At 60.5% G+C, this 21,491-nt stretch carries 19 protein-coding genes; 4 read left to right on the top strand and 15 right to left on the bottom strand.

Features of this window, described 5'->3' with window-relative positions; all coding sequences use genetic code 11:
- Positions 1-102 precede the first annotated feature (102 nt).
- Entirely contained in the window at positions 103-339 is a 237-nt protein-coding gene (locus ABIA48_RS21095) for a DUF3820 family protein (protein ID WP_429491070.1), read from the top strand.
- A 19-nt stretch (positions 340-358) separates the two neighbouring features.
- The gene (locus ABIA48_RS21090) at positions 359-1,540 is read left to right on the top strand and encodes an aminotransferase class V-fold PLP-dependent enzyme (protein ID WP_429491068.1); all 1,182 of its coding nucleotides are present in this window, start codon (positions 359-361) and stop codon (positions 1,538-1,540) included.
- A 2-nt stretch (positions 1,541-1,542) separates the two neighbouring features.
- Here ABIA48_RS21090 and ABIA48_RS21085 read toward each other — a convergent pair whose 3' ends face one another.
- The 4 genes from ABIA48_RS21085 to zwf form a co-directional block, all read right to left on the bottom strand.
- Positions 1,543-2,268, bottom strand: coding sequence for an intradiol ring-cleavage dioxygenase (locus tag ABIA48_RS21085; RefSeq protein ID WP_429491066.1), 726 nt, complete (start codon positions 2,266-2,268; stop codon positions 1,543-1,545).
- A gap of 287 nt (positions 2,269-2,555) precedes the next feature.
- The gene (locus tag ABIA48_RS21080) at positions 2,556-3,221 is read right to left on the bottom strand and encodes a bifunctional 4-hydroxy-2-oxoglutarate aldolase/2-dehydro-3-deoxy-phosphogluconate aldolase (protein ID WP_007990338.1); all 666 of its coding nucleotides are present in this window, start codon (positions 3,219-3,221) and stop codon (positions 2,556-2,558) included.
- 17 nt (positions 3,222-3,238) lie between these two features.
- On the bottom strand, positions 3,239-3,952 hold the full coding sequence (pgl, locus tag ABIA48_RS21075) for a 6-phosphogluconolactonase (RefSeq protein ID WP_429491064.1): 714 nt from the start codon (positions 3,950-3,952) through the stop codon (positions 3,239-3,241).
- Positions 3,939-5,408: a glucose-6-phosphate dehydrogenase gene (zwf, locus tag ABIA48_RS21070; RefSeq protein ID WP_429491063.1), complete on the bottom strand. Its 1,470-nt coding sequence runs from the start codon at positions 5,406-5,408 to the stop codon at positions 3,939-3,941. Before zwf ends, pgl begins: the two co-directional genes overlap by 14 nt.
- Before the next feature lie 228 nt (positions 5,409-5,636).
- Here zwf and ABIA48_RS21065 point away from each other — a divergent pair, with 228 nt between their 5' ends.
- Positions 5,637-6,497 carry a MurR/RpiR family transcriptional regulator gene (locus ABIA48_RS21065; RefSeq protein ID WP_169842436.1) on the top strand — a complete coding sequence of 287 codons (861 nt, stop codon included), beginning with the start codon at positions 5,637-5,639 and terminating at the stop codon, positions 6,495-6,497.
- A gap of 108 nt (positions 6,498-6,605) precedes the next feature.
- On the opposite strand, the gene ABIA48_RS21060 is transcribed toward ABIA48_RS21065, so the two are convergent.
- The 11 genes from ABIA48_RS21060 to edd form a co-directional block, all read right to left on the bottom strand.
- Positions 6,606-7,481, bottom strand: a complete 876-nt coding sequence (locus ABIA48_RS21060) for a D-hexose-6-phosphate mutarotase (protein ID WP_429491062.1) — start codon at positions 7,479-7,481, stop codon at positions 6,606-6,608.
- A 114-nt stretch (positions 7,482-7,595) separates the two neighbouring features.
- On the bottom strand, positions 7,596-8,942 hold the full coding sequence (locus tag ABIA48_RS21055; protein ID WP_007990331.1) for a carbohydrate porin: 1,347 nt from the start codon (positions 8,940-8,942) through the stop codon (positions 7,596-7,598).
- A gap of 193 nt (positions 8,943-9,135) precedes the next feature.
- Positions 9,136-10,296: an ABC transporter ATP-binding protein gene (locus ABIA48_RS21050; protein ID WP_429491059.1), complete on the bottom strand. Its 1,161-nt coding sequence runs from the start codon at positions 10,294-10,296 to the stop codon at positions 9,136-9,138.
- 4 nt (positions 10,297-10,300) lie between these two features.
- Positions 10,301-11,146: a carbohydrate ABC transporter permease gene (locus ABIA48_RS21045; RefSeq protein WP_007974434.1), complete on the bottom strand. Its 846-nt coding sequence runs from the start codon at positions 11,144-11,146 to the stop codon at positions 10,301-10,303.
- Complete coding sequence (locus ABIA48_RS21040; protein ID WP_007990327.1) at positions 11,139-12,047, bottom strand: carbohydrate ABC transporter permease; 909 nt, start codon at positions 12,045-12,047, stop codon at positions 11,139-11,141. The genes ABIA48_RS21045 and ABIA48_RS21040 overlap by 8 nt, the downstream gene beginning before the upstream one ends.
- 157 nt (positions 12,048-12,204) lie before the next feature.
- Entirely contained in the window at positions 12,205-13,503 is a 1,299-nt protein-coding gene (locus ABIA48_RS21035) for an ABC transporter substrate-binding protein (RefSeq protein WP_429491058.1), read from the bottom strand.
- Positions 13,504-13,620: 117 nt separating this feature from the next.
- On the bottom strand, positions 13,621-14,880 hold the full coding sequence (locus ABIA48_RS21030) for an AGE family epimerase/isomerase (RefSeq protein ID WP_429491056.1): 1,260 nt from the start codon (positions 14,878-14,880) through the stop codon (positions 13,621-13,623).
- Between the two features lie 228 nt (positions 14,881-15,108).
- A complete protein-coding gene (locus ABIA48_RS21025; RefSeq protein ID WP_204933206.1) occupies positions 15,109-16,578 on the bottom strand; it encodes an ATP-binding protein in 1,470 nt (489 codons plus the stop codon).
- Positions 16,568-17,299, bottom strand: a complete 732-nt coding sequence (locus ABIA48_RS21020) for a response regulator (RefSeq protein ID WP_429491055.1) — start codon at positions 17,297-17,299, stop codon at positions 16,568-16,570. Before ABIA48_RS21020 ends, ABIA48_RS21025 begins: the two co-directional genes overlap by 11 nt.
- A gap of 178 nt (positions 17,300-17,477) precedes the next feature.
- Positions 17,478-18,437, bottom strand: a complete 960-nt coding sequence (locus ABIA48_RS21015) for a glucokinase (protein ID WP_429491054.1) — start codon at positions 18,435-18,437, stop codon at positions 17,478-17,480.
- The gene (edd, locus tag ABIA48_RS21010) at positions 18,434-20,260 is read right to left on the bottom strand and encodes a phosphogluconate dehydratase (RefSeq protein ID WP_204933199.1); all 1,827 of its coding nucleotides are present in this window, start codon (positions 20,258-20,260) and stop codon (positions 18,434-18,436) included. Before edd ends, ABIA48_RS21015 begins: the two co-directional genes overlap by 4 nt.
- A 220-nt stretch (positions 20,261-20,480) precedes the next feature.
- On the opposite strand from edd, the gene gap reads away from it, so the two are divergent.
- Complete coding sequence (gene gap / locus ABIA48_RS21005; RefSeq protein ID WP_204933197.1) at positions 20,481-21,482, top strand: type I glyceraldehyde-3-phosphate dehydrogenase; 1,002 nt, start codon at positions 20,481-20,483, stop codon at positions 21,480-21,482.
- Positions 21,483-21,491 lie beyond the last annotated feature (9 nt).

Raw genomic sequence — 21,491 nt, 5'->3', positions numbered from 1 at the left:
TTCTCAATAAATCTGTATCCGTTTTATTTGCATGATCTGTCATTTGGCCTGCATGCAGAATGCCTGTATTTTCCAGACTGACTGAATCAAGACGACCGATCGATGAATCCTGAAAAGCTCGAACTGCTGATCACCCGCGAAATGCCCTTTGGCAAATACAAGGGTCGAATCATTGCCGACCTGCCCGGCCTTTACCTGAACTGGTTCGCCCGGGAGGGTTTCCCCCATGGTGAGTTGGGCGGCCTGCTGGCCCTGATGCAGGAAATCGATCACAACGGTTTGTCGGACTTGCTCGAACCGCTACGCGCCAAACACGGCAAACCTGCCCCGCGCCACTGAATCACCTACCGAGTAACCCATGCCCGACAACACCCGCCGCGCCCGTGATGAAGCCTTCTGGCAAACCTTTGCCGACCGTTACGATGTAGAACCCGGCCCGCTCAACCTGGAGAACGGTTACTTCGGACGCATGTCACGCACGGTGGTCGAGGAATACCAGCGCAACATCGAGCTGATCAACCGCAGCAACTCGGTCTACGTGCGCCAGCGCTTCGAGCAGGGCGACAGCCTGAAGATCCGCGCAGAGCTGGCAAGGCTTATAGGCGTCCCCGGCGACAGCATCGCCCTCACCCGCAACGCATCGGAAGGTTTGCAGTCGCTGATCCGCAACTACAACCGGCTCCAGCCCGGCGACCAAGTGCTGTTCTGCGACCTGGAATACGACACGGTCAAAGGCGCCATGCGCTGGCTGGCGCGTCATCGCGGCGTTGAAGTGATCGAAGTCGAACACGCGCACCCGGCAACCTTCGACAGCCTGCTCAATACCTATCGAGAAGCCTTCGCACGGCATCCTCGGCTGAAGCTGATGGCGCTGACCCACGTCACCCATCGCACGGGCCTGGTGATGCCGGTGCAGGCAATTGCAGCTGCCGCGAAAGAACATGGCATTGATGTCATCCTCGACGGCGCCCATGCCCTCGGCCAGCTCGAATTCGACCTGACCGGGCTCGGTATCGCCTTCGCTGGCTACAACCTGCACAAGTGGATTGGCGCGCCGCTGACGCTCGGCTTCATCTACATCGCCCCCGAACGCCTGGCCGATATCGACCCGGACATGGGCGAGATGCATTTTCCGCCCACTGACATTCGCGCCCGCACCTCGTACAGCACCCCCAACATCCCGGCACTGCTGACCCTGCCGCTGGTGCTCGAAGAACATTGGGCGATGGGCGGTGCCGCGGCCAAAGGAGCGCGACTTAATTATCTGCGCAACCGCTGGGCCGGTGCGGCGCGGCAGTTGCCGGGCGTCGAAGTCCTGACCCCGGATGACCCGCGCCTGTATTGCGGCATCACTTCGATGCGCTTTACCCGTCATGCCGACCAGCAAGTCATGGTCGAGCGCCTGCTCAATGAGTACAACCTATTTACCGTGACGCGCAGTGGCGCGGCGTGCGGAACGTGCATCCGCATCACACCGGGGCTTACCACCACGGCGGACGACATGGATACGCTGACCAGGGCACTGACCGAACTGGGCTGACGTCAGACGGTGTACTTGTCGAAGTCCTCGGGCTTGATCTGTGACGACACGGCGAACGTGTCGATGCCGATGGTCATCTGCCCGAAGTATCCGTCTTCAGCCGAATCCCGCCCCAGGGTATGCACGTTCAAGGTCGATTCTTCACCGCCCATGGTTGTATAAAAAAAGTCCTGATCGTTGGTCCGTGCCGGCACGGCTCGACCGCTGTACGGTGGGGTGCAAAGTACCGAGCGCGAGACCACCTCAGGCAGGTAAAGCTGCCCGACCCAGGCGACATGCCGCTCTTGCAGATAATTGTTGCCGGCCGTGATGCGCACGGCGACGTGAATGTGCAAGGCGCGGCCGGCGTAAAAACCCGGATAGATCGTGGTGAAGCGCACGATGCCCGACTTGTCGGTGAACTGCCCGCCGCGCAGGTAGGTATCGTCATCGGTTCGCGGGACTGCGCCAATGTCACCGGTACCGACCTCGACATCCGGGTTTTTCTTGCTCCAGCCGGAATAGGCGCCCCGCGCATTGCAATGCCAGATGTCCACCAGCGCATCGGGGACCGGCTCACCGGTCATGGCATCGACAATGGTCAGCCGCAGCACCAACGGAATGCCATCGGCACCTTCGCTGATGTTTCTGCGGATCAGTTTCGGATTGCGGAAATACGGGCCGGCAATCTGTTCGGGGGACAGCAGGTAAACCGGTGCTGAGGGGACTGCGAAGGTGTTGTCTTCCATGACGTTCTCTCTTCCATAAGATGAACGCAGGCTAGCACCGGTCGACTTTCGGTATGCGGTAACTATGTATCGCATGATGTCTTTTTTGTGTGGGAGCGGGCTTGCTCGCGAATGCGGCGTGTCAGGTAACGTTGATGTCGACTCACACTCCCTCTTCGCGAGCAAGCTCGCTCCCACAGGGGGGGATGAGTCGATCCAGGCAACTTTCTTCAGGCAAAAAAAAACGGTGCGCCGACCAAGCGCACCGTAAAGCCGTAGAACACACAACGAAGTGTCGGGTGAAGCGATCAGTCCAGCAGCGCCAGGGCCTCGGCGGTGCATTCCTGAATGCGGGCCCAGTCGCCGTTCTTGATCCACTCCGGATCAAGCATCCAGCTACCGCCCACGCACATGACGTTTTTCAATGCCATGTAGCTCTTGATATTGGCCGGGCCAACGCCGCCGGTCGGGCAGAATTTCACTTCGCCGAACGGGCCGCCCAACGCCTTGATGGCCGCGACGCCGCCGCTGACTTCCGCCGGGAACAGCTTGAAGCGACGGTAACCCAGGCCGTAGCCCTCCATGATGCCCGAGGCATTGCTGATACCCGGCAACAGTGGAATCGGGCTGGCGACGCTGGCTTCGAGCAGGTCACGGGTGATGCCTGGTGTAACGATGAACTGCGAGCCCGCCGCTTCCGCCGCCGCCAGCATCTGGCGATCAAGCACAGTGCCGGCACCGGTCACCAGCTCCGGGCGCTGCTCGCGCAGAATCTGGATCGCCTTGAGGCCGAATTGCGAACGCAGGGTCACTTCCAGGGCCGTCAGGCCACCGGCCGCGAGGGCGTCAGCCAGCGGCAGAATGTCCTGCTCGCGGGCGATGGTGATCACCGGAAGAATCCGCGCTTTTGCGCAGAGGCTGTCGATCAGGGCAACTTTGTCCGCCATGGAAACGGTCGGGGATGGGTTTGTCATAGCGGCTGTTCCTTGGCTCATGGGCACCAGTAAATCTCTAACGTAGGTTGCAGAAATGCGCGCACCGGCATTGCGGCGACATCGTCACCCGCCAGTGCGGTACTCAGAGTGGTCAACTTGGACTGACCGGAAATCGACAGAACCTTGTGCTTGGCCGAGGCCAGCAATGCGCGGCTCATGGTCAGGCGCTGATGCGGTACGGTCGGCGCCAGCATCGGCCAGCAACGACGGACACCGTCGGCCTGCAATGCCTCGGCAAGGTTCGGGCTGTTGGGGAACAACGACGCGGTGTGGCCGTCATCGCCCATGCCAAGCACCAGGACGTCGATCACCGGCAGCTCGGACAGCAAGCGGTCGGCCTGCTCGGCCGCCTGTTCAAGGTTGGCACTGGCGCTGTACAGGCTCAGGAACTGCGCCTTGGCCGCCGGACCTTGCAACAGGTAACGCTTGATCAGGCCGGCGTTGCTGTCGGCGTGTTCGACCGGCACCCAGCGCTCATCGGCCAGGCTGATCACCACGCTCGACCAGTCCAGTGTCTGCCTGGCCAGGTGCTGGAAAAACGCCACCGGGCTGCGACCACCGGAGACCACCAGGGTCGCAGTGCCCTGGGCGTCGATCGCGTCGCTGAGTTTTTTCGCCACGCCCAGTGCCAGGCTTTCAGCCAGCAGCACCGGGCTCTTGAACGCATGGGCGCTGACGCCCTGCGGCAGTTTCAAATCAGATATCGCCATACCACGACCTCCCGTCCCGCGTGATCAGAGCAATGGAACTCATCGGTCCCCAGGACCCGGCTGCATAAGGCTTGGGCGCATCACCGGATTTTTTCCACCCGGCGATCAACTGGTCACACCACTTCCACGCGGCTTCGATTTCATCTTTACGGACAAACAGGTTCTGATTGCCGCGCATCACTTCCAGCAACAATCGCTCGTAGGCATCGGGAATTCGTGCACTGCTCCAGGTGTCGGAAAAATTCAGCTGCAACGGACCGCTGCGCAGCTGCATGCCTTTGTCCAGGCCTTGGTCTTTGGTCATTACACGCAAGGAAATGCCTTCGTCCGGTTGCAGGCGGATAATCAGCTTGTTGCTGATTTGCAGGCGCTGCTCGGGAGCGAAGATGTAGTGCGACGGTTCCTTGAAGTGGATGACGATCTGCGACAGCTTCTGCGGCATGCGCTTGCCGGTACGCAGGTAAAACGGCACGCCGGCCCAGCGCCAGTTGCGGATGTCGGCACGCAGGGCGACGAAGGTTTCGGTATCGCTCTGGGTGTTGGAGTTGGGCTCTTCCAGGTACCCCGGTACCGCTTTGCCTTCGCTGTAGCCGGCGATGTACTGGCCGCGCACTACTTGCGTGGTCAGGCCTTCCGGGCTGATCGGCGCCAGGGCCTTGAGCACTTTGACCTTTTCGTCGCGGATGCTGTCGGCGGACAGGTCGGCCGGTGGGTCCATGGCGATCAGGCAGAGCAGTTGCAGCAGGTGATTCTGGATCATGTCCCGCAGCTGGCCGGCCTTGTCGAAGTAACCCCAGCGGCCTTCGATACCGACCTTCTCGGCCACGGTGATTTCCACGTGGGAGATGTAATTCTGGTTCCACTGGGTTTCGAACAGGCTGTTGGCGAAACGCAGGGCGATCAGGTTCTGGACGGTTTCCTTGCCCAGATAATGGTCGATGCGGTAGGTGCGGTTCTCCGGGAAGAATTGCGCCACGGCGTCGTTGACCTTGCGCGAGGACTCCAGGTCCGAACCGATGGGTTTCTCAAGCACCACACGGGTGTTTTCCGCCAGGCCGACCTTGGCCAGGTTCTCGCAGATCGCACCGTAGACTGCTGCCGGAGTGGCAAAGTAGGCGATGACGCGCTGCGCACTGCCGCAGGCTTCGGCCAGGGCCACATAATCTTCGGTTTTGAGGAAGTCGACGTGCAGGTAGCTCAGGCGCGCCAGAAAACGCTCGACCACCGTTTCGTCCAGCTCTTTGGCACCGACATAGCGGCGCAGCTCGGAGGTGATGAACGCCAGGTGTTCCTGCGCGCTGCCAGCCTCACGGGCCAGCGCGATGATGCGCGTGTCCTCGTGCAAGAGGCCTGCACCGTCGAGTTGATAAAGGGCAGGAAACAGCTTGCGCAAGGCCAGATCGCCAAGGGCGCCGAATAAGGCAAAGGTGCACGGTTCAACCGTAATCGAGAGCATGATGTTTGTTCTTTTATCAAGTTAAGCTACAAATACCTTTTTTTAAGGCATCACTCAAGGGAAAATGTAGTAATAACCACAACATTTTCGCAAAATATAGATTCCGAGTGGTGGTCGATCGGAGCCATCAGTAGGATAGGCCACCGTTACGGGCCTCACCAAAGGCCCTTTTTGCATTAGCCGCGCGCTTATCGGCGCCGGTGAATCAAGGAATCCCATATGGACCGCGTGCGAAATTTACTGGAACAAATCCAGAGTCGCCTTGAAGAGCTGAACAAGGCCGAACGCAAAGTCGCCGAGGTGATCCTGCTCAACCCGCAGCAGGCCACCCGGTTCAGTATCGCCGCCCTCGCCCAGGCTGCGTCGGTCAGTGAACCGACGGTCAACCGTTTCTGCCGTTCGTTCGGCGTCAGCGGTTACCCCGAGCTCAAACTGCAATTGGCACAAAGCCTGGCCAGTGGCGCCGCGTATGTCAGCCGCGCGGTGGAAGCCGACGACAACCCTGAAGCCTATACCCAGAAGATCTTCGGCAGCGCCATCGCCTCGCTGGACAGCGCCTGCCAGGCCCTGGACCCGAACCTGATCAGCCGCGCTGTCGACCTGTTGATCCAGGCGCGGCAGATCCACTTCTTCGGCCTCGGCGCCTCGGCCCCGGTGGCACTGGACGCGCAGCACAAGTTTTTCCGTTTCAACCTCGCCGTCACCGCCCACGCCGACGTGCTGATGCAGCGCATGATTGCTTCGGTGGCACACACCGGCGAGCTGTTCGTGATCATTTCCTACACCGGCCGCACCCGCGAACTGGTGGAAGTGGCGCGTATCGCCCGGGAAAACGGTGCCTCGGTCCTTGGCCTGACCGCCGAGAACTCGCCACTGGCCAAGGCCAGCACCCTGAGCCTGAACATTCCGCTGCCGGAGGACACCGACATCTACATGCCGATGACTTCGCGGATCATTCAGTTGACCGTGCTGGACGTGCTCGCCACCGGCATGACGTTGCGCCGGGGCGTGGATTTCCAGCCGCACTTGCGCAAGATCAAGGAGAGCTTGAATGCGAGCCGGTATCCGGTAGGTGACGAGTTCAACTGACCGATCCTGAATCTTTATTGCTTGAAAGGACGCCTTCGCGAGCAAGCTCGCTCCCACATTTGGAATGCATTCCCCCTGTGGGAGCGGGCTTGCTCGCGAAGGGGCCAGTCAAGACACCGCAAATCCTGAATTACCCCCCACCCGCGCCTGCAAACTCAAATGCGCCCGCTCCCCAGGTGCAAGGCACAGGCTGTCGGTGCCGCCGCTTGCTGCCTCTACGCAAACGAATTCGGATATCTCGTTCCAGGTCACGCCGAGTAGCGGACGTGAACCGGGATGCCAAACCACCGTTTCGGCTGTTTCACCCGTATCGATGCACAACGCCCGCTGCCAGGCATGGTCATTGAGTTGTAATTCACCGTCGTGCTGGAACACCCGCTGACAACCGCCATCCACGCGTAATTCGCCTTCCTGCTGACAAACCTGCCGGCTCAACTGGTCGTAACCCTGCGCACCTTCGAGTCCAGATAGCGCTATCTCACTGACATCGCCAATACGCCAGTAAGCATGCAAAGCCTGGCTCAACTGGCACGGCATGTCATCCTGATGCTCGGTGCTCAGGCGCAATTCCATGCGCTCCCCCAGGTGCGCGCGCAAGTCCACCTGCCAGTCGCACAACTTCAGTTGCCAGTGTAAACGCACGCCATCATCGTCACTGCGGCTGTCGAGCAGTTTCCAGTCGAGCAACCGGGCCCAGCCATGGGACGGCCAGGCGTTTTCGCTCGGATGCCGGCCATACCACGGCCAACACACCGGCACGCCACCGCGAATGGCACCGACCTGTGGCCACTTCGCCGCGCACCACAGCCAAGGCTTTTGTCCCTTGGGCTGGAAGTGCAACAACTGCGCCCCCTGACGACTGAACACCGCCTGACACAGCGGATGATCGATCACCAGCACGTCGCGCATCTGATAGCGCTCCCACGCGAATACGGAACGCTCGCGCAAGGATTTGAAGAAGCGTTGTAGCGGATGCTCAAGCATGTGCCACGATCCTGAAAATCATCTGTCACCGGGGTGCGCGGCCCGCAAAAAAAAGCGGACAGCCATGGCTGTCCGCAAATATGCGCACATGGAGAGAAGCTTATCGCAGACGCGTCAGAACACCGACTGAATTTTCAGGCCCGCCACCAGCGCGTTGTCGACTTGATCCACTCCACCCGGGTGTGTGATGTATTGCAGGTTGGGACGCACGGTCAGCCAGTTGGTTACGTGGAAACCATAGTTGAGCTCGTAGTTGTATTCGGTTTCACGAATGGGTGAGAACAGCGGATTGTTGTAGTCCGAAACACCGTTGGCTGCGTTAGTCAGCTCAGCGTTTTTCTTCACGTCATCGTTGACATGGATACGGGCGAAACCGATGCCCACGTCATCTTTCGGACGCGCATCGAAAGGCCCCTTGTACACAAACATCAGCGACTGGTAGTTGTCGACGACGTTAGTGTCCTTGTCGTGGAAGGTGGCGTTGGCGGCGATATTCAGGCCGCGAGAGGCATCGCCATTGTGGCTGGTGAGTTGCTGCTGCGCGACGAACCAGTAGCCGTGCTTGCTATCGTGGACGCGGAAAGCGTTACCGGTGGTCGCTGCGTCCTGACCGTTGTCGTCCTTGAGAACGTCATCAGCAGGGGCTGTGCTTTTGTAGTAACCGACACGGTATTCGCCCGGCAGGCTGTTGACCTTCGGCGACCAGACCAGCTCGACCGGCAAAACGGTGCCAGCTGTACCGCTGCCGCTGAGCTTGAAGCCGTTTCCGTGCTCCAGTTGCGACGGGTTCTGGTTGTACGCGCCAATCTGGGCGTAGAGCTCGTCGTTGATGTGGTACTTCACGCGGATCGCCGCCTGGCTGACCGGCCAGTTGAACCAGACATTGGTGGCCCAGTTACCCACTTGGGATCCGCAGAACGCCAGGTTCTGGAATTCGCACGGGAAGGTGTTGAAGTCTTCACCTTCACCGAAGTAACCGGCCTTGACGTCCAGTTTGTTGTCGAAGAACTGGTGCTGAATCCACAACTGGGTCAGACGCACCATATGGCCACGACCGAAGACTTCCTGGGAAGAACTCAGGGTGCCGGCACGCGGGTCGCCGATACGGTCGTTGGAGATGTTCTCACCGTTACGGTTGGTGAGCTGGATCTTGGCCTGGGTGTTGTCCCAGCCGAACAGTTTTTCCAGGTCCAGCGCCGCGCCCAGGCCGAACTGGTCGGCGTAGCGCGCGGTCTTGTCGTCGTTAAAGCCGCCATGGAGGTTGGCCCCCACTTCACCGACGTAGTCCATCTTGATGTCGATGCCTTGCTCGATCAGCTTGGTACGCTCGCCACCCCAGTCGCCCGTCATCCACTTTGAATCGGAGCTGAACGCTTCATCGGCCATCGCATTGCCGGCCAGAACCAGTGCTGCCGCTGCTGACACTTGGCAGATCAACCGGGCCTTGTTCTTCATCTTCATCCCTACATCCTCGTTTTATTGTTATTAACTTTTCTTTTTTTTAACGCGGTTACATCCGGTGCAATGCGCGACAGGCCGCGCATTGCGAATCCCCCCTGTGGGAGCGAGCTTGCTCGCGATGGCGGTGTATCAGGTGACAACGATGTTGAATGTCAGTCCGCTATCGCGAGCAAGCTCGCTCCCACATTGATCTCTATCTACCTTTGAACTGTGCGACGTTATCAGCGTGCACCTCGGTTTTCGGCAGGCCGGCAACCCCCAGTCGCTCGCCACTCTTGGCATCGAACAACAGCACTTTCGCCGGATCGAATTGCAGGGTCAGGGTCTCGCCCACCGCCGGCGCCACGTCCGGTGCCAGGCGGCAGCAGACCTTGGTCTCGTTGAGGTTGACGAAGACCAGGGTGTCCGGTCCGGTCGGTTCGGTGACCTGGACTTCGGCACGAATGGTCGGCAAACCATTCGCTTCGCCGTTGGCCAGAATGATCTGTTCAGGGCGCATGCCGAGGATCACTTCGCGGTCTTCAAGACCGGCGTCCTGCATGCCCAGCGGCAATTCGCAACGGGCCTGGCCGCTGTCGAGCAGCGCCAGCAGGCGACCGTCCTTGCGCTGCAGACGCAGCGGGATGAAGTTCATGGGCGGCGAGCCGATGAAGCTCGCCACGAACAGGTTGGCCGGGTTGTTGTAGATGTCTTTCGGCGTACCGAACTGCTGGATGATCCCGTCCTTCATCACCGCCACCTTGTCGCCCAGGGTCATGGCTTCGATCTGGTCGTGGGTCACGTAGACCGTGGTGGTTTTCAGGCGCTGGTGCATCAGTTTCATTTCGGTGCGCATCTCGACCCGCAGCTTGGCGTCGAGGTTGGACAGTGGTTCGTCGAACAGATAAATCTTCGGCCGCCGCGCCAGTGCACGGCCCATCGCCACACGTTGCTGCTGGCCACCGGAGAGCTGGCCAGGCTTGCGACTGAGCAGGTGTTCGATCTGCAACAGCTTGGAAACCCGAGCGACTTCTTCGTCGATTTCGGCCGTCGGCATTTTGCGAATCTTCAGGCCGAAGGCGATGTTGTCGCGCACGCTCATGGTCGGGTACAGCGCGTAGGACTGGAACACCATGGCGATGTCGCGATCCTTGGGGCTCATGCCGCTGATGTCGGCATCGTCCACCAGGATTGCGCCGCCGCTGATGGTTTCCAGGCCGGCGATGCAGTTCATCAAGGTCGACTTGCCGCAGCCCGACGGGCCGACCAGGATCAGGAACTCACCGTCATCGATTTTCAGTTCGATGTTTTTCAGGGTGTCCGGCAGGCCGGGGCCGTAGGTCTTGTTGACGTTGCGTAATTCGAGAGTTGCCATTTTTCTACCCCTTGACCGCGCCGGACGTCAGCCCACGCAGGAAATACTTGCCAGCGAATATGTAGACCAGCAGTGTCGGCAGCCCGGCGATCATCGCGGCGGCCATATCAACGTTGTATTCCTTGGCCCCGGTGCTGGTGTTGACCAGGTTGTTCAGGGCCACGGTAATTGGCTGGGCGTCGCCACTGGCGAAGACCACGCCGAACAGGAAGTCATTCCAGATCTGGGTGAACTGCCAGATCAGGCAGACCATCACGATCGGGATCGACATCGGCAGCAGGATCTTCAGGAAGATCGTGAAGAAGCCCGCGCCATCGAGCCTTGCGGCCTTGACCAGCGCATCCGGAATGCTCACGTAGTAGTTGCGGAAGAACAACGTGGTGAACGCCAGGCCGTAGACCACGTGCACCAGCACCAGGCCGGTGGTGGTGTTGGCCAGGCCGAACTTGCCGAGGGTGAACGAGGCTGGCAGCAACACGGTCTGGAACGGCAGGAAGCAGCCGAACAGCAACAGGCCGAAGAACAGTTGCGAACCCCGGAAGCGCCACATCGACAGTACGTAGCCGTTCATTGCGCCGATAAAGGTAGAAATCAGAACCGCCGGCACGGTGATCTTCACCGAGTTCCAGAAGTAGCCGCCAACCACGTCCCAGGCCTTGATCCAGCCGATGCCATCGATCACGGTCGGCCAGCTCAACAGGTTGCCGGTGCGGATGTCTTCCGGGGACTTGAAGCTGGTCAGCAGCATCACCACCAACGGGATCAGGTACACCGCCGCTGCCAACAGCAAGGTGGCGTAGATCGCGATGCGGCTGAAACTGATGCCCGATTTTCCGAGTTGATTAGTCATGGCGTTTGCCTCGCAGCTCGGAGTACAGGTACGGCACGAGGATGGTCAGCACGGCGCCGAGCATCAGCATGGCGCTGGCCGAACCAATGCCCATCTGGCCACGGCTGAAAGTGAAGGAATACATGAACATCGCCGGCAGGTCGGAGGAGTAACCCGGACCGCCCGCGGTCATCGCCGCGACCAGGTCGAAGCTCTTGATCGCGATGTGCGCCAGGATCATGAAGGCACTGAAGAACACCGGGCGCAGGCTCGGCAGGACGATCTTCAGGTAGATGGTCGGCAGGCTCGCGCCATCGACTTGCGCGGCACGGATGATCGATTGATCGACACCGCGCAGGCCGGCGAGGAACATCGCCATGACAAACCCGGAGGCTTGCCACACGGCGGCGATCACCAGGCAGTAGACGACGCGATCCTGATCCACCAGCCAGTCGAGACGAAAGCCTTCCCAGCCCCAGTCACGCAGCATCTTGTCCAGGCCCAGGCCGGGGTTGAGCAGCCATTTCCATGCGGTACCGGTGACGATCATCGACAGCGCCATCGGGTACAGGTAGATGGTGCGGATGAAGCCTTCCTTGCGAATGCGCTGGTCCAGCAGCACGGCGAGGAACACGCCCAGCACCAGGCTGATGCCGATGAACATGCCGCCGAACACCGCGAGGTTCTTGCTCGCGACCCACCAGCGGTCGTTGTCCATCAGGCGCATGTATTGCTGCAGGCCGACCCACTTGTAGCTCGGCATGAAGCTGGAATTGGTGAAGGACAGAATGAACGTCCAGATGATGTAACCGTAGAAACCTACCAACACGATCAGCATGCTCGGCGCGAGTACCAACTTGGGTAGCCAGCGTTGCAGGGCATCGAACGGTGAGGCTTTGCTGAAAATCGCCACAGAGCTCATCGGGATTATCCAGGTTTAGAGAAATGAATCGACACGGTGATCCCTTGTGGGAGCGGGCTTGCTCGCGAAAGCGGTGTGTCAGTCGACATTAATGTTGAATGTCAGTCCGCATTCGCGAGCAAGCCCGCTCCCACATTGGGTCAGGCTGTGTCAGGGATTACTGGGCCGCTTTGACAGCCGATGCCAGTTGGGCGCTGGCCTTGGCCGGGTCAGCATCCTTGTCGTTCATGAAGTTGGTGACCACGTCGAAGATCGCGCCCTGCACGGCCAGGGACGTGGCCATGTTGTGCGCCATGCTCGGTTGCAGGCCGCCGGTCTTGTCGTCCGCGATGAAGTCCTTCGCCGACTTCTGGGCGCACTCGTCGAAGCCGAGCTTGTCCATTTCGTTCAGCATGTCGTTACGCACCGGGATCGAGCCCTTGTTCATGCTGAAGACTTTCTGGAAGTCGGTACCCAATGCGACCTTGGCCAGGTCTTGCTGGGCAGCGATGTCACCCTTGCGATCGGCCTTGAGCTTGAACACCGCCAGGGAGTCGATGTTGTAGGTGAAGGCTTTTTCAGTGCCCGGGAACGCCACGCACTGGTAGTCTTTGCCGGCGACTTTCTTCGCCGCAGTCCACTCGCTTTTCGCCCAGTCACCCATCATCTGCATGCCGGCCTTGCCATTGATGACGTCGGCGGCGGCGATGTTCCAGTCACGACCGGCACGGTTCGGGTCCATGTAGCCGGTGATCTTTTTCAGCTCGGCGAACGACTGGGTCATCTGCGGGCCGGACAGGGTTTTCTGGTCCAGGTCGACCAGGGCTTTTTTGTAACCGTCAGCGCCCATGACCGAGAGCACCACGTCTTCAAACACGGTGCTGTCCTGCCAAGGCTGGCCACCGTGGGCGAGCGCGATGAAGCCTGCGGCCTTGAGCTTGTCGCCGGCGGCATAGAATTCTTCGAGGGTTGTCGGGGCTTTTTCGATCCCGGCTTTCTTGAACACTTGCGGGTTGATCCACAGCCAGTTGACGCGGTGGATGTTCACCGGCACAGCGACATAGTCACCTTCGTACTTCACCGTGTCGGAAACTTTTTTCGACAGCAGGCCATCCCAGTTTTCCGCCTTGGAAACGTCTTTCAACGCGTCGGTGCTGAGCAGGCCAGTGCTGCCCCACTCCTGGATATCCGGACCCTTGATCTGTGCAACGCCCGGCGGGTTGCCGGCAACGGCGCGACTCTTGAGTACGGTCATGGCCGTGGAACCGCCACCACCGGCGACTGCACCGTCCTTCCAGGTGAAGCCGTCTTTTTCGACTTGAGCCTTCAGGACATCGACCGCTGCTTTTTCACCACCGGAAGTCCACCAGTGAACGACTTCAACGGAACCTTTGGATTCGGCGGCCAGGACACTGAGGGGGAGCGCAGACAGGGAAGCGAGAGAAATGACAGTAGCGAGGCGAGAAATCGCATTCATCTAGGAGCACCTTTCTTGTTGTTATGCATGCAAGTCTGTTGCTTGCGCTGCATAGGATTTTAAACAGGAGATATCCCCTCGCAGGTAACGAAGGGATGCGCGTATGTCACCGCATGGTTACATAGAACCGCTCTGGGACAGCTGCGCCAGTGCACTGGCCATGCTCGGTGCCAGGGGCAGGCGCGGAATCAGCACGGCTTGCCAGGCGTGGTAAAGGTCAGGTTTGCCGGGCCAGATATCGGCACTCGGGCGGTTCAGCGGGTCGAGTTCGTGATGCCAGCTGCCGCCTTCGCGGTCGATGAAATGACGGTCACAGAATTCCCAGAACAGCCGGTACCAGTGTTCGTACTGCACGTCCCCGGTGCGCTTGAGCAAGGCACTCGCGGCGGCGCTGGCCTCGCAATGGGTCCAGTGCAGGCGGTGACGGACCACCGCTTTGTTGTCCCAATCGAGGGTGTAGACCATCCCCGGTGCGCCATCAATGTTCCAGCCGTAACGGCAGTTGTGCTCGAAGAGTTTTTGCGCGTCGGTAACCAGCCAACCCGGCGTGAGCATCCCGGCTTTCACCCGCGAAGCTTCGAGGTGCAGCAACAGCCGCGCCCACTCGAAACCGTGGCCCGGGGTGGTGCCGTAAGGGCGGAAGCCGTCGGCCGGATTGTCGTGGTTGTAGTCACGCAGTGGCTGCCAGGTGCGGTCGAAATGCTCGATCACCAGGTAGTCGTTGGCGGCGGCATGGCCATGGATCACGCGTTCCACGATGCGCTGGGCGCGGCACAACCAGCGGTTGTCATCGGTAACATCGGCCAGGGCGAGGAAGGCTTCGGTAGCGTGCATGTTGCTGTTGGCGCCGCGATAGGCTTCTTCGCAACTGAAGTCGCGATTGAAGGACTCGCGCATCGCCCCTTCTTCTTCGCTCCAGAAACGGGTGTCGATGATGTCGATCGCATCATCAAGCAAGGCTTGTGCACCGGGACGCTGCGCGACCACCGCAGAACTGGCGGCCAGCGCGACGAAGGCATGCAGGTAGGCGTTCTTGTCGGTGTTGCCATCGCGATGTTCGGCGGCTGCGAACCAGCCGCCATGCAGCGCATCACGCAGTGGCCCGCGCAGGGCCGCAACACCGTGATCGACCAGCTCGGCGAAACCCGGCAAGCCTTGAATATGGGCCATGGCGAAGCTGTGGGTCATGCGCGCGGTGTTCATGGTCCAGGCTTGCGCATCAGCCGGGAGGCGACCCTTTTCATCGAGGTTGCCGAAGCCTTCAGGCAGCTTCGAAGCCTTGGCGAACGCCAGCAGGCGCAAGCCTTCGGCGGCGAGCCATTGCTGATGGGCAGGCGAGTTCAGCCAACTGCTGAAGGCCGGTTGGAAGGTGTCCATGGCGTACCTTTTTTGTTGTTATGACTGAGGGGCAGTCTAAACAACGGACGAAGGTCGGCTTGTAACGAAGGGGGTGGGTTATGTCACCAGGCTGTGACATTTATCTTGAGGGATGTGTTGAATCTTCTAACGCCTTCGCGAGCAAGCCCGCTCCCACAGGGGGGCTGCGTCGTATACAAATCCAATGTGGGAGCGGGCTTGCTCGCGAAGAACGATAACGCGGTCTAACTAGTCAACACTGCGTGGCAATTGCAGGGTCACCCGCAACCCGCCCTCACGCAGATTTTGCAAGCTCACTTCACCACCATGACTATGGGCAATGTTGCGGGCAATCCCCAGCCCCAACCCATAACCCTGCTGCTGCCCGGCCAGGCGGAAGTGCGGTTCGAACACCTGCTCCAGCCGCTGCTCCGGCACACCCGGCCCTTCATCATCGACATGCAGGATGAACGCGCTGTCATCGTCATCGATGTGCAGGTGCGCGTTCTGCCCGTACTTCAACGCATTGTCGATCAGGTTGCCGATGCAGCGCTTGAGCGCCAGCGGTTTGCCCGGGTACGGTGCCAGCGCCCGCCCCTGCTGGGTCACGCGACCATTGCCGTTGGGCCCCAGGTACGGTTCCACCAGACAATCGAGCACATGGTTGAGGTCCACCGGCTCGATGTTCTCGTGGATGTCGGTGTCCTTCACGCATTGCAGTGCGCCCTTGACCAGCAATTCGAGCTCATCCAGATCGCGCCCGAACTTGGTTTGCAGCGTTTCGTCTTCGAGTAATTCAACCCGCAGGCGCAAGCGGGTGATCGGCGTGCGCAGGTCGTGGGAAATCGCGCTGAACAACTGGCTGCGCTCCGTCAGGTAACGGCTGATGCGTTCGCGCATGGTGTTGAACGCACGCCCGACCTCGACCACTTCGCTGCCCCCGCCCTCGGCCACCGGTTCCACGTCGGCTCCCAGCGACAGATCCCGCGCTGCCCGCGCCAGGCGCTTGAGCGGACGACTCTGCCAGTGCACCAGCAGGCCGATGAACAACAGCAAAAAGCCGCTGGTCAGGACGATGAACCACACCTGCTGCGCCGGCAGGCCCTGCTCTTCAAGACTGGTGTAGGGCTCGGGCAACAGCGAGGCGATGTACAGCCATTCGCCCGGCGCCATCTGGATCTGCGTGACCAGCACCGGCGGGTTCACCGGCTCCAGGGTCAGTGCGTAGTGCGCCCAGGAGCGCGGCAACTCATCGAGCTTCAGACCGCCATTGAAGATACGCAAGTCTTCAGGGCTGACGAAGGTCACCGAGATGTCGGTGTCCTGGCCGAGGGACTGGCGCAACACTTCGTCCACCGCTTTGAGCACCGCCTCTTTGCGCGGGGTGATGGGCAGTACTTCCATGCCCAGGGGTTTGTCGTTGAGCGTCACCACGAACCGGGTGCCGCCCATGCTGCGCAACTGATCGAGCACCAGGGGCCGGAACGCCACCGGCAACGAACGGAAATAACTGACACTGGCCGTCATCGAATGGGCCAGGCTGCGGGCGCTGGTGACCAGGCCTTCGAGCTGCGTGGCGCGCAATTGCGAAACCCAGATCACGCTCGACAGCGTCTGGGCGAACAACACCGCCAGCAAGGTCAACAGCAACATGCGCCCGAGCAGCGAACGCGGCGTCGGTATTTTGCCGGCGAGCTTGCGAAGGATCTCAGTGGCCATTGCTGGCAACCACACTCGCCGCCAGTTGGTAGCCGCTGCCACGCACGGTGCGGATCAGCCGTGGCGGTTTTTCCGTGTCGCGCAGGCGCTGGCGCAAACGGCTGACCGCCATGTCGACGATGCGATCGAGGGGCATCAATTCCCGGCCACGGGTGGCGTTGCCGATGGTGTCGCGGTCGAGGATTTCCTGCGGGTGATCGAGGAACAGTTTCAGCAGCGCGAAGTCGGCGCCCGAGAGAATCACCTCTTCGCCGTCGATGTGAAACAGCCGATGGCTGACCATGTCCAGGCGCCAGTCATCGAAGGCCAGCACCTCACCGCCGTTACGTTCCTGGCCGAACTGCGCGCGGCGCAGCAACGCCTTGATCCGCGCCTGCAACTCCCGCGGGCTGAATGGCTTGCCCAGATAATCGTCGGCGCCCAGTTCCAGGCCGATGACGCGGTCGGCTTCGTCGGAACTGGCGGTGAGCATGATGATCGGCACCTGCGCCTGGCGTGGGTGCTGGCGAATCCAGCGGCACAGGCTGAAGCCGTCCTCGTCGGGCAGCATTACATCAAGGATCACCAGATCGGCCGGCGCCTCGTTCAGCGCCTGGCGAAAACCGGCACCATCGGCAGTGGCACGCACCTGGAACCCGGCGCGGGTCAGGTAGGTGTCCAGCAACTCGCGTATCTCTTGATCGTCATCGACCAACAAAATCGACTTGTTGACTGAGCTCACTTCGAAGGCATCCTTGTTGTTGGAATTGGGCGGATTATGCCTTAAGCACCGATTTTACAAACACTGAAGAACAACTGTGGGAGCGGGCTTGCTCGCGAAAGCGGTGTGTCAGTCGACATTAATGTTGAATGTCAGTCCGCATTCGCGAGCAAGCCCGCTCCCACATTTAGAGTGCATTTCAAGCGGGGAGGGATTGCTCCAGCGCCACTCCCGCCCCCATCAACCCCGAATACGGCGCCGTCACCAGCCACACCGGAATCCCCTTGAAGTAGTCACTCATGCAGCCCTTGTCGGCGAAGCAGCGGGCAAAACCGCTTTCGAGGAAGAAATCGGCAAAGCGCGGAATCACCCCGCCAACGATAAACACCCCACCTCGAGCACCGGTGGTCAACACGTTGTTACCGGCCACACGACCAAGCCAACAGCAAAACTGCTCAAGCACTTCCACGGCAATCGGGTCGCCCGCCAGCCCGGCGGCGGTGATGGCTTCCGGGGTGTCAAGCACCGGCTCATGTCCGTCCACCGCGCAGATCGCCCGATAAACCCGCGGCAAGCCGCCGCCGCTCAACGCAGTTTCAGCGCTGACGTGGCCGATTTCGTCGGAAATGTGCTGCCACAGTTGGGTTTCACGCGGGCTGCTCAATGGCAGATCGACGTGACCGCCCTCCCCCGGCAACGCAGCGAATCGGCCTTCGCCCAGATCGAGCAAGGTGCCGACGCCCAGGCCTGTGCCCGGACCAATCACCACCGCCGGACGCAACGGCTCCGGCGTGCCTTCGCAGACCACGCGAAATTCGCCGGGCTGCAAACGGGTCATGCCCAGGGCCATGGCCGAGAAGTCGTTGACCAACAGCAGTTGATTGACCTGCAAGGTCTGGCAGAAACCCTTGCGGCTCAAGCGCCAGTGATTGTTGGTGAACTTGAACTCATCGCCACTGACCGGACCGGCCACCGACAGGCACACCGAACCGATCGAACCCGGCGCCAGCCCCAGGCCATTCAGGTAGAGGTTGATTGCCTCTTCGGGGCTGGGGAAATCTGCTGTCGCCAGCACCTGGACCGATTCCAGTTGCTGGTTTTTCCACAACGCGAAACGTGCGTTGGTCCCACCGATGTCACCGACCAAAGCCAGTTTCAATTAAGCGTCTCCAGGGCAGAAGTAAAGGCGCTGGCGCCCTGCTCCGCCGAGCTGAAGGCCATGCGCATGAAACCGAACAGCTCGCGACCGGTGCCGATGTTGTTGCCCAACAGGCCCTTGGCCGGCGTGCGCGCTGCGAATTCTTCGGCGTCCACCTTAAGCTCCAGGGTGCCTTTGACGCCATCGACGCGGATGATATCGCCCTCTTGCACCCGCGCCAAAGCGCCACCGACATAAGCTTCGGGGCTGACGTGAATGGCCGCCGGAATTTTCCCCGACGCGCCGGACATGCGTCCGTCGGTCACCAGTGCGACCTTGAAGCCGCGATCCTGCAGCACGCCGAGGAACGGCGTCATCTTGTGCAACTCCGGCATGCCATTGGAGCGCGGGCCCTGGAAGCGCATCACCGCGACAAAATCCTTCTCCAGCAAACCGGCCTTGAACGCATCGGCCAAGTCCTGCTGATCCTGGAACACCATGGCCGGTGCTTCGACAATCTGGTTCTCCACGGCGACGGCGGAGACTTTCATCACCCCGCGACCGAGGTTGCCTTCCATCACCCGCAGGCCACCTTCCGCCGAGAATGCACGGGCGACCGGACGCAGGATGCTTTCATCGAGGCTGTCGGTCACGCCTTCGCGCCAGACCAGTTCGCCATTGTCGAGGAACGGCTCCTGGGTGTAGCGACTCAGGCCGTGGCCCATCACGGTGTTGACGTTTTCGTGGAGCAACCCGGCTTCCAGCAGTTCACGGATCAGGAACGACATGCCGCCTGCAGCCTGGAAGTGGTTGATGTCGGCCTTGCCGTTCGGGTAGACGTGACTCAGGGTCGGCACCACCTCGGAGAGGTCGGCCATGTCTTGCCAGGTCAATTGAATGCCCGCCGCCATGGCGATGGCCGGCATGTGCAGGGTGTGGTTGGTCGAGCCGCCCGTGGCGTGCAGCGCGACAATCGAGTTGACCAGCGAACGCTCGTCGACGATTTCGCCGATTGGCATGAAGTCGCCGTTCTGCTTGGTCAGGCGCGTGACCTGATGCGCCGCTTCGCGGGTCAGGGCATCGCGCAACGGCGTGTTCGGGTTGACGAAGGACGCGCCCGGCAGGTGCAGGCCCATGACTTCCATCAGCAACTGGTTGGTGTTGGCGGTGCCGTAGAAGGTGCAGGTGCCAGGGCTGTGGTAGGACTTCATTTCCGATTCCAGCAGCTCTTCGCGGGTCGCCTTGCCTTCGGCGTACTTCTGGCGCACGTCGGCTTTCTGCTTGTTGGAAATGCCCGACACCATCGGCCCGCCCGGCACGAAGATCATCGGCAGATGGCCGAAGCGCAGCGCGCCCATCATCAGGCCCGGCACGATCTTGTCGCAGATGCCGAGCAGCAGCGCGCCGTCGAACATGTTGTGGGACAGCGCCACGGCGGTGGACAGCGCGATCACTTCGCGGCTCGGCAGGCTCAGTTCCATGCCCGGCTCGCCTTGGGTCACGCCATCGCACATCGCTGGCGTGCCACCGGCGAACTGGCCGACGGAGCCGATCTCGCGCAGGGCCTTTTTGATCAGTTCCGGAAAGACTTCGTACGGCTGGTGCGCCGAGAGCATGTCGTTATATGACGAAACTATCGCGATGTTGGCGGAGTTCATCATCCGCAGGCTGTGCTTGTCGTCGCTGCCACAACCGGCCACGCCATGGGCGAAGTTGGCGCATTGCAGCTTGCCGCGCATCGGACCGTCGCTGGCCGCACCGCGGATCAATGCAAGGTAGGCCGCACGCGTGGCGCGGCTGCGGGCGATAAGCCGTTCAGTGACCTCAAGGACGCGGGGATGCATGTGTAGAACTCCAGGCTAACGGATGTGGCGACCTGATTGTCTATGCTGATCAAAGGCCGGTGTCGATGGGATGACAGACGGTTTATTTGACCATTCGGACCAGTTGATCCAGGTCACTCGTTGTAGATCGAACAAAATATTGCCATTAAAAAGGCTTGTTTTCTATTTTTTTACGAATAATCTTGTAATTCCAACAACAAAACGACGGTAGCGCTGCAATATGACTCTTCGAATCGCAATCAATGGTTTTGGCCGCATCGGCCGTAATGTCCTTCGCGCACTCTATACCCAGGGCTACCGTCAGGATCTGCAGATTGTCGCCATCAACGATTTGGGCGACAGCGCGATCAATGCTCATCTACTCAAGTACGACACCGTTCATGGCACGTTCGATGCCGATGTTCAGCACGACCAGGAGAGCCTGACGGTCAACGGCGACCGCATTTCGGTCAGCGCCATCCGCAACCCGGCCGACCTGCCCTGGGCCGCGGAAAAAATTGATGTGGTATTCGAATGCACCGGTCTGTTCACCGACCGCGCCAAAGCCGCCGCGCATATTACGGCCGGCGCGCGCAAAGTGATCATCTCGGCTCCCGCCAAAGGTGCCGACGCCACTGTGGTTTACGGGGTCAACCACGACATTCTGCGCCAGTCGCACCAGATTATTTCCAACGCCTCGTGCACCACCAACTGCCTGGCCCCGGTGGCCCAGGTGCTGCATCGTGAACTGGGCATCGAAAGTGGCCTGATGACCACCATTCATGCCTACACCAACGACCAGCACCTGACCGACGTCTATCACGTCGATCCGTACCGCGCCCGTTCGGCCACCCAGAACATGATCCCGAGCAAGACCGGTGCCGCCGAAGCGGTGGGCCTGGTGCTGCCGGAACTGGCGGGCAAATTGACCGGCATGTCGGTGCGCGTACCGGTCATCAATGTGTCGCTGGTGGACCTGACGGTGCAGCTCAAGCGCGAAGCGTCGGCCGATGAGGTCAATGCGCTGATGAAAGAAGCCAGCCGGCACTCGAAGATCCTTGGCTACAACACCCTGCCGCTGGTCTCCAGCGACTTCAACCACAACCCGCTATCGTCGATTTTCGACGCCAACCACACCAAATCCAGCGGCAAGTTGCTCAAGGTACTGGCGTGGTATGACAACGAGTGGGGTTTCTCCAACCGCATGCTCGATAACTGCCTGGCGCTGTGCAACGCGGAATAAGCCCGGAGC

Source organism: Pseudomonas sp. S30_BP2TU TE3576 (genome assembly GCF_050436025.1).
Taxonomy (GTDB): Bacteria; Pseudomonadota; Gammaproteobacteria; order Pseudomonadales; family Pseudomonadaceae; genus Aquipseudomonas.
This window is presented reverse-complemented; position numbering and strand designations above follow the sequence as displayed.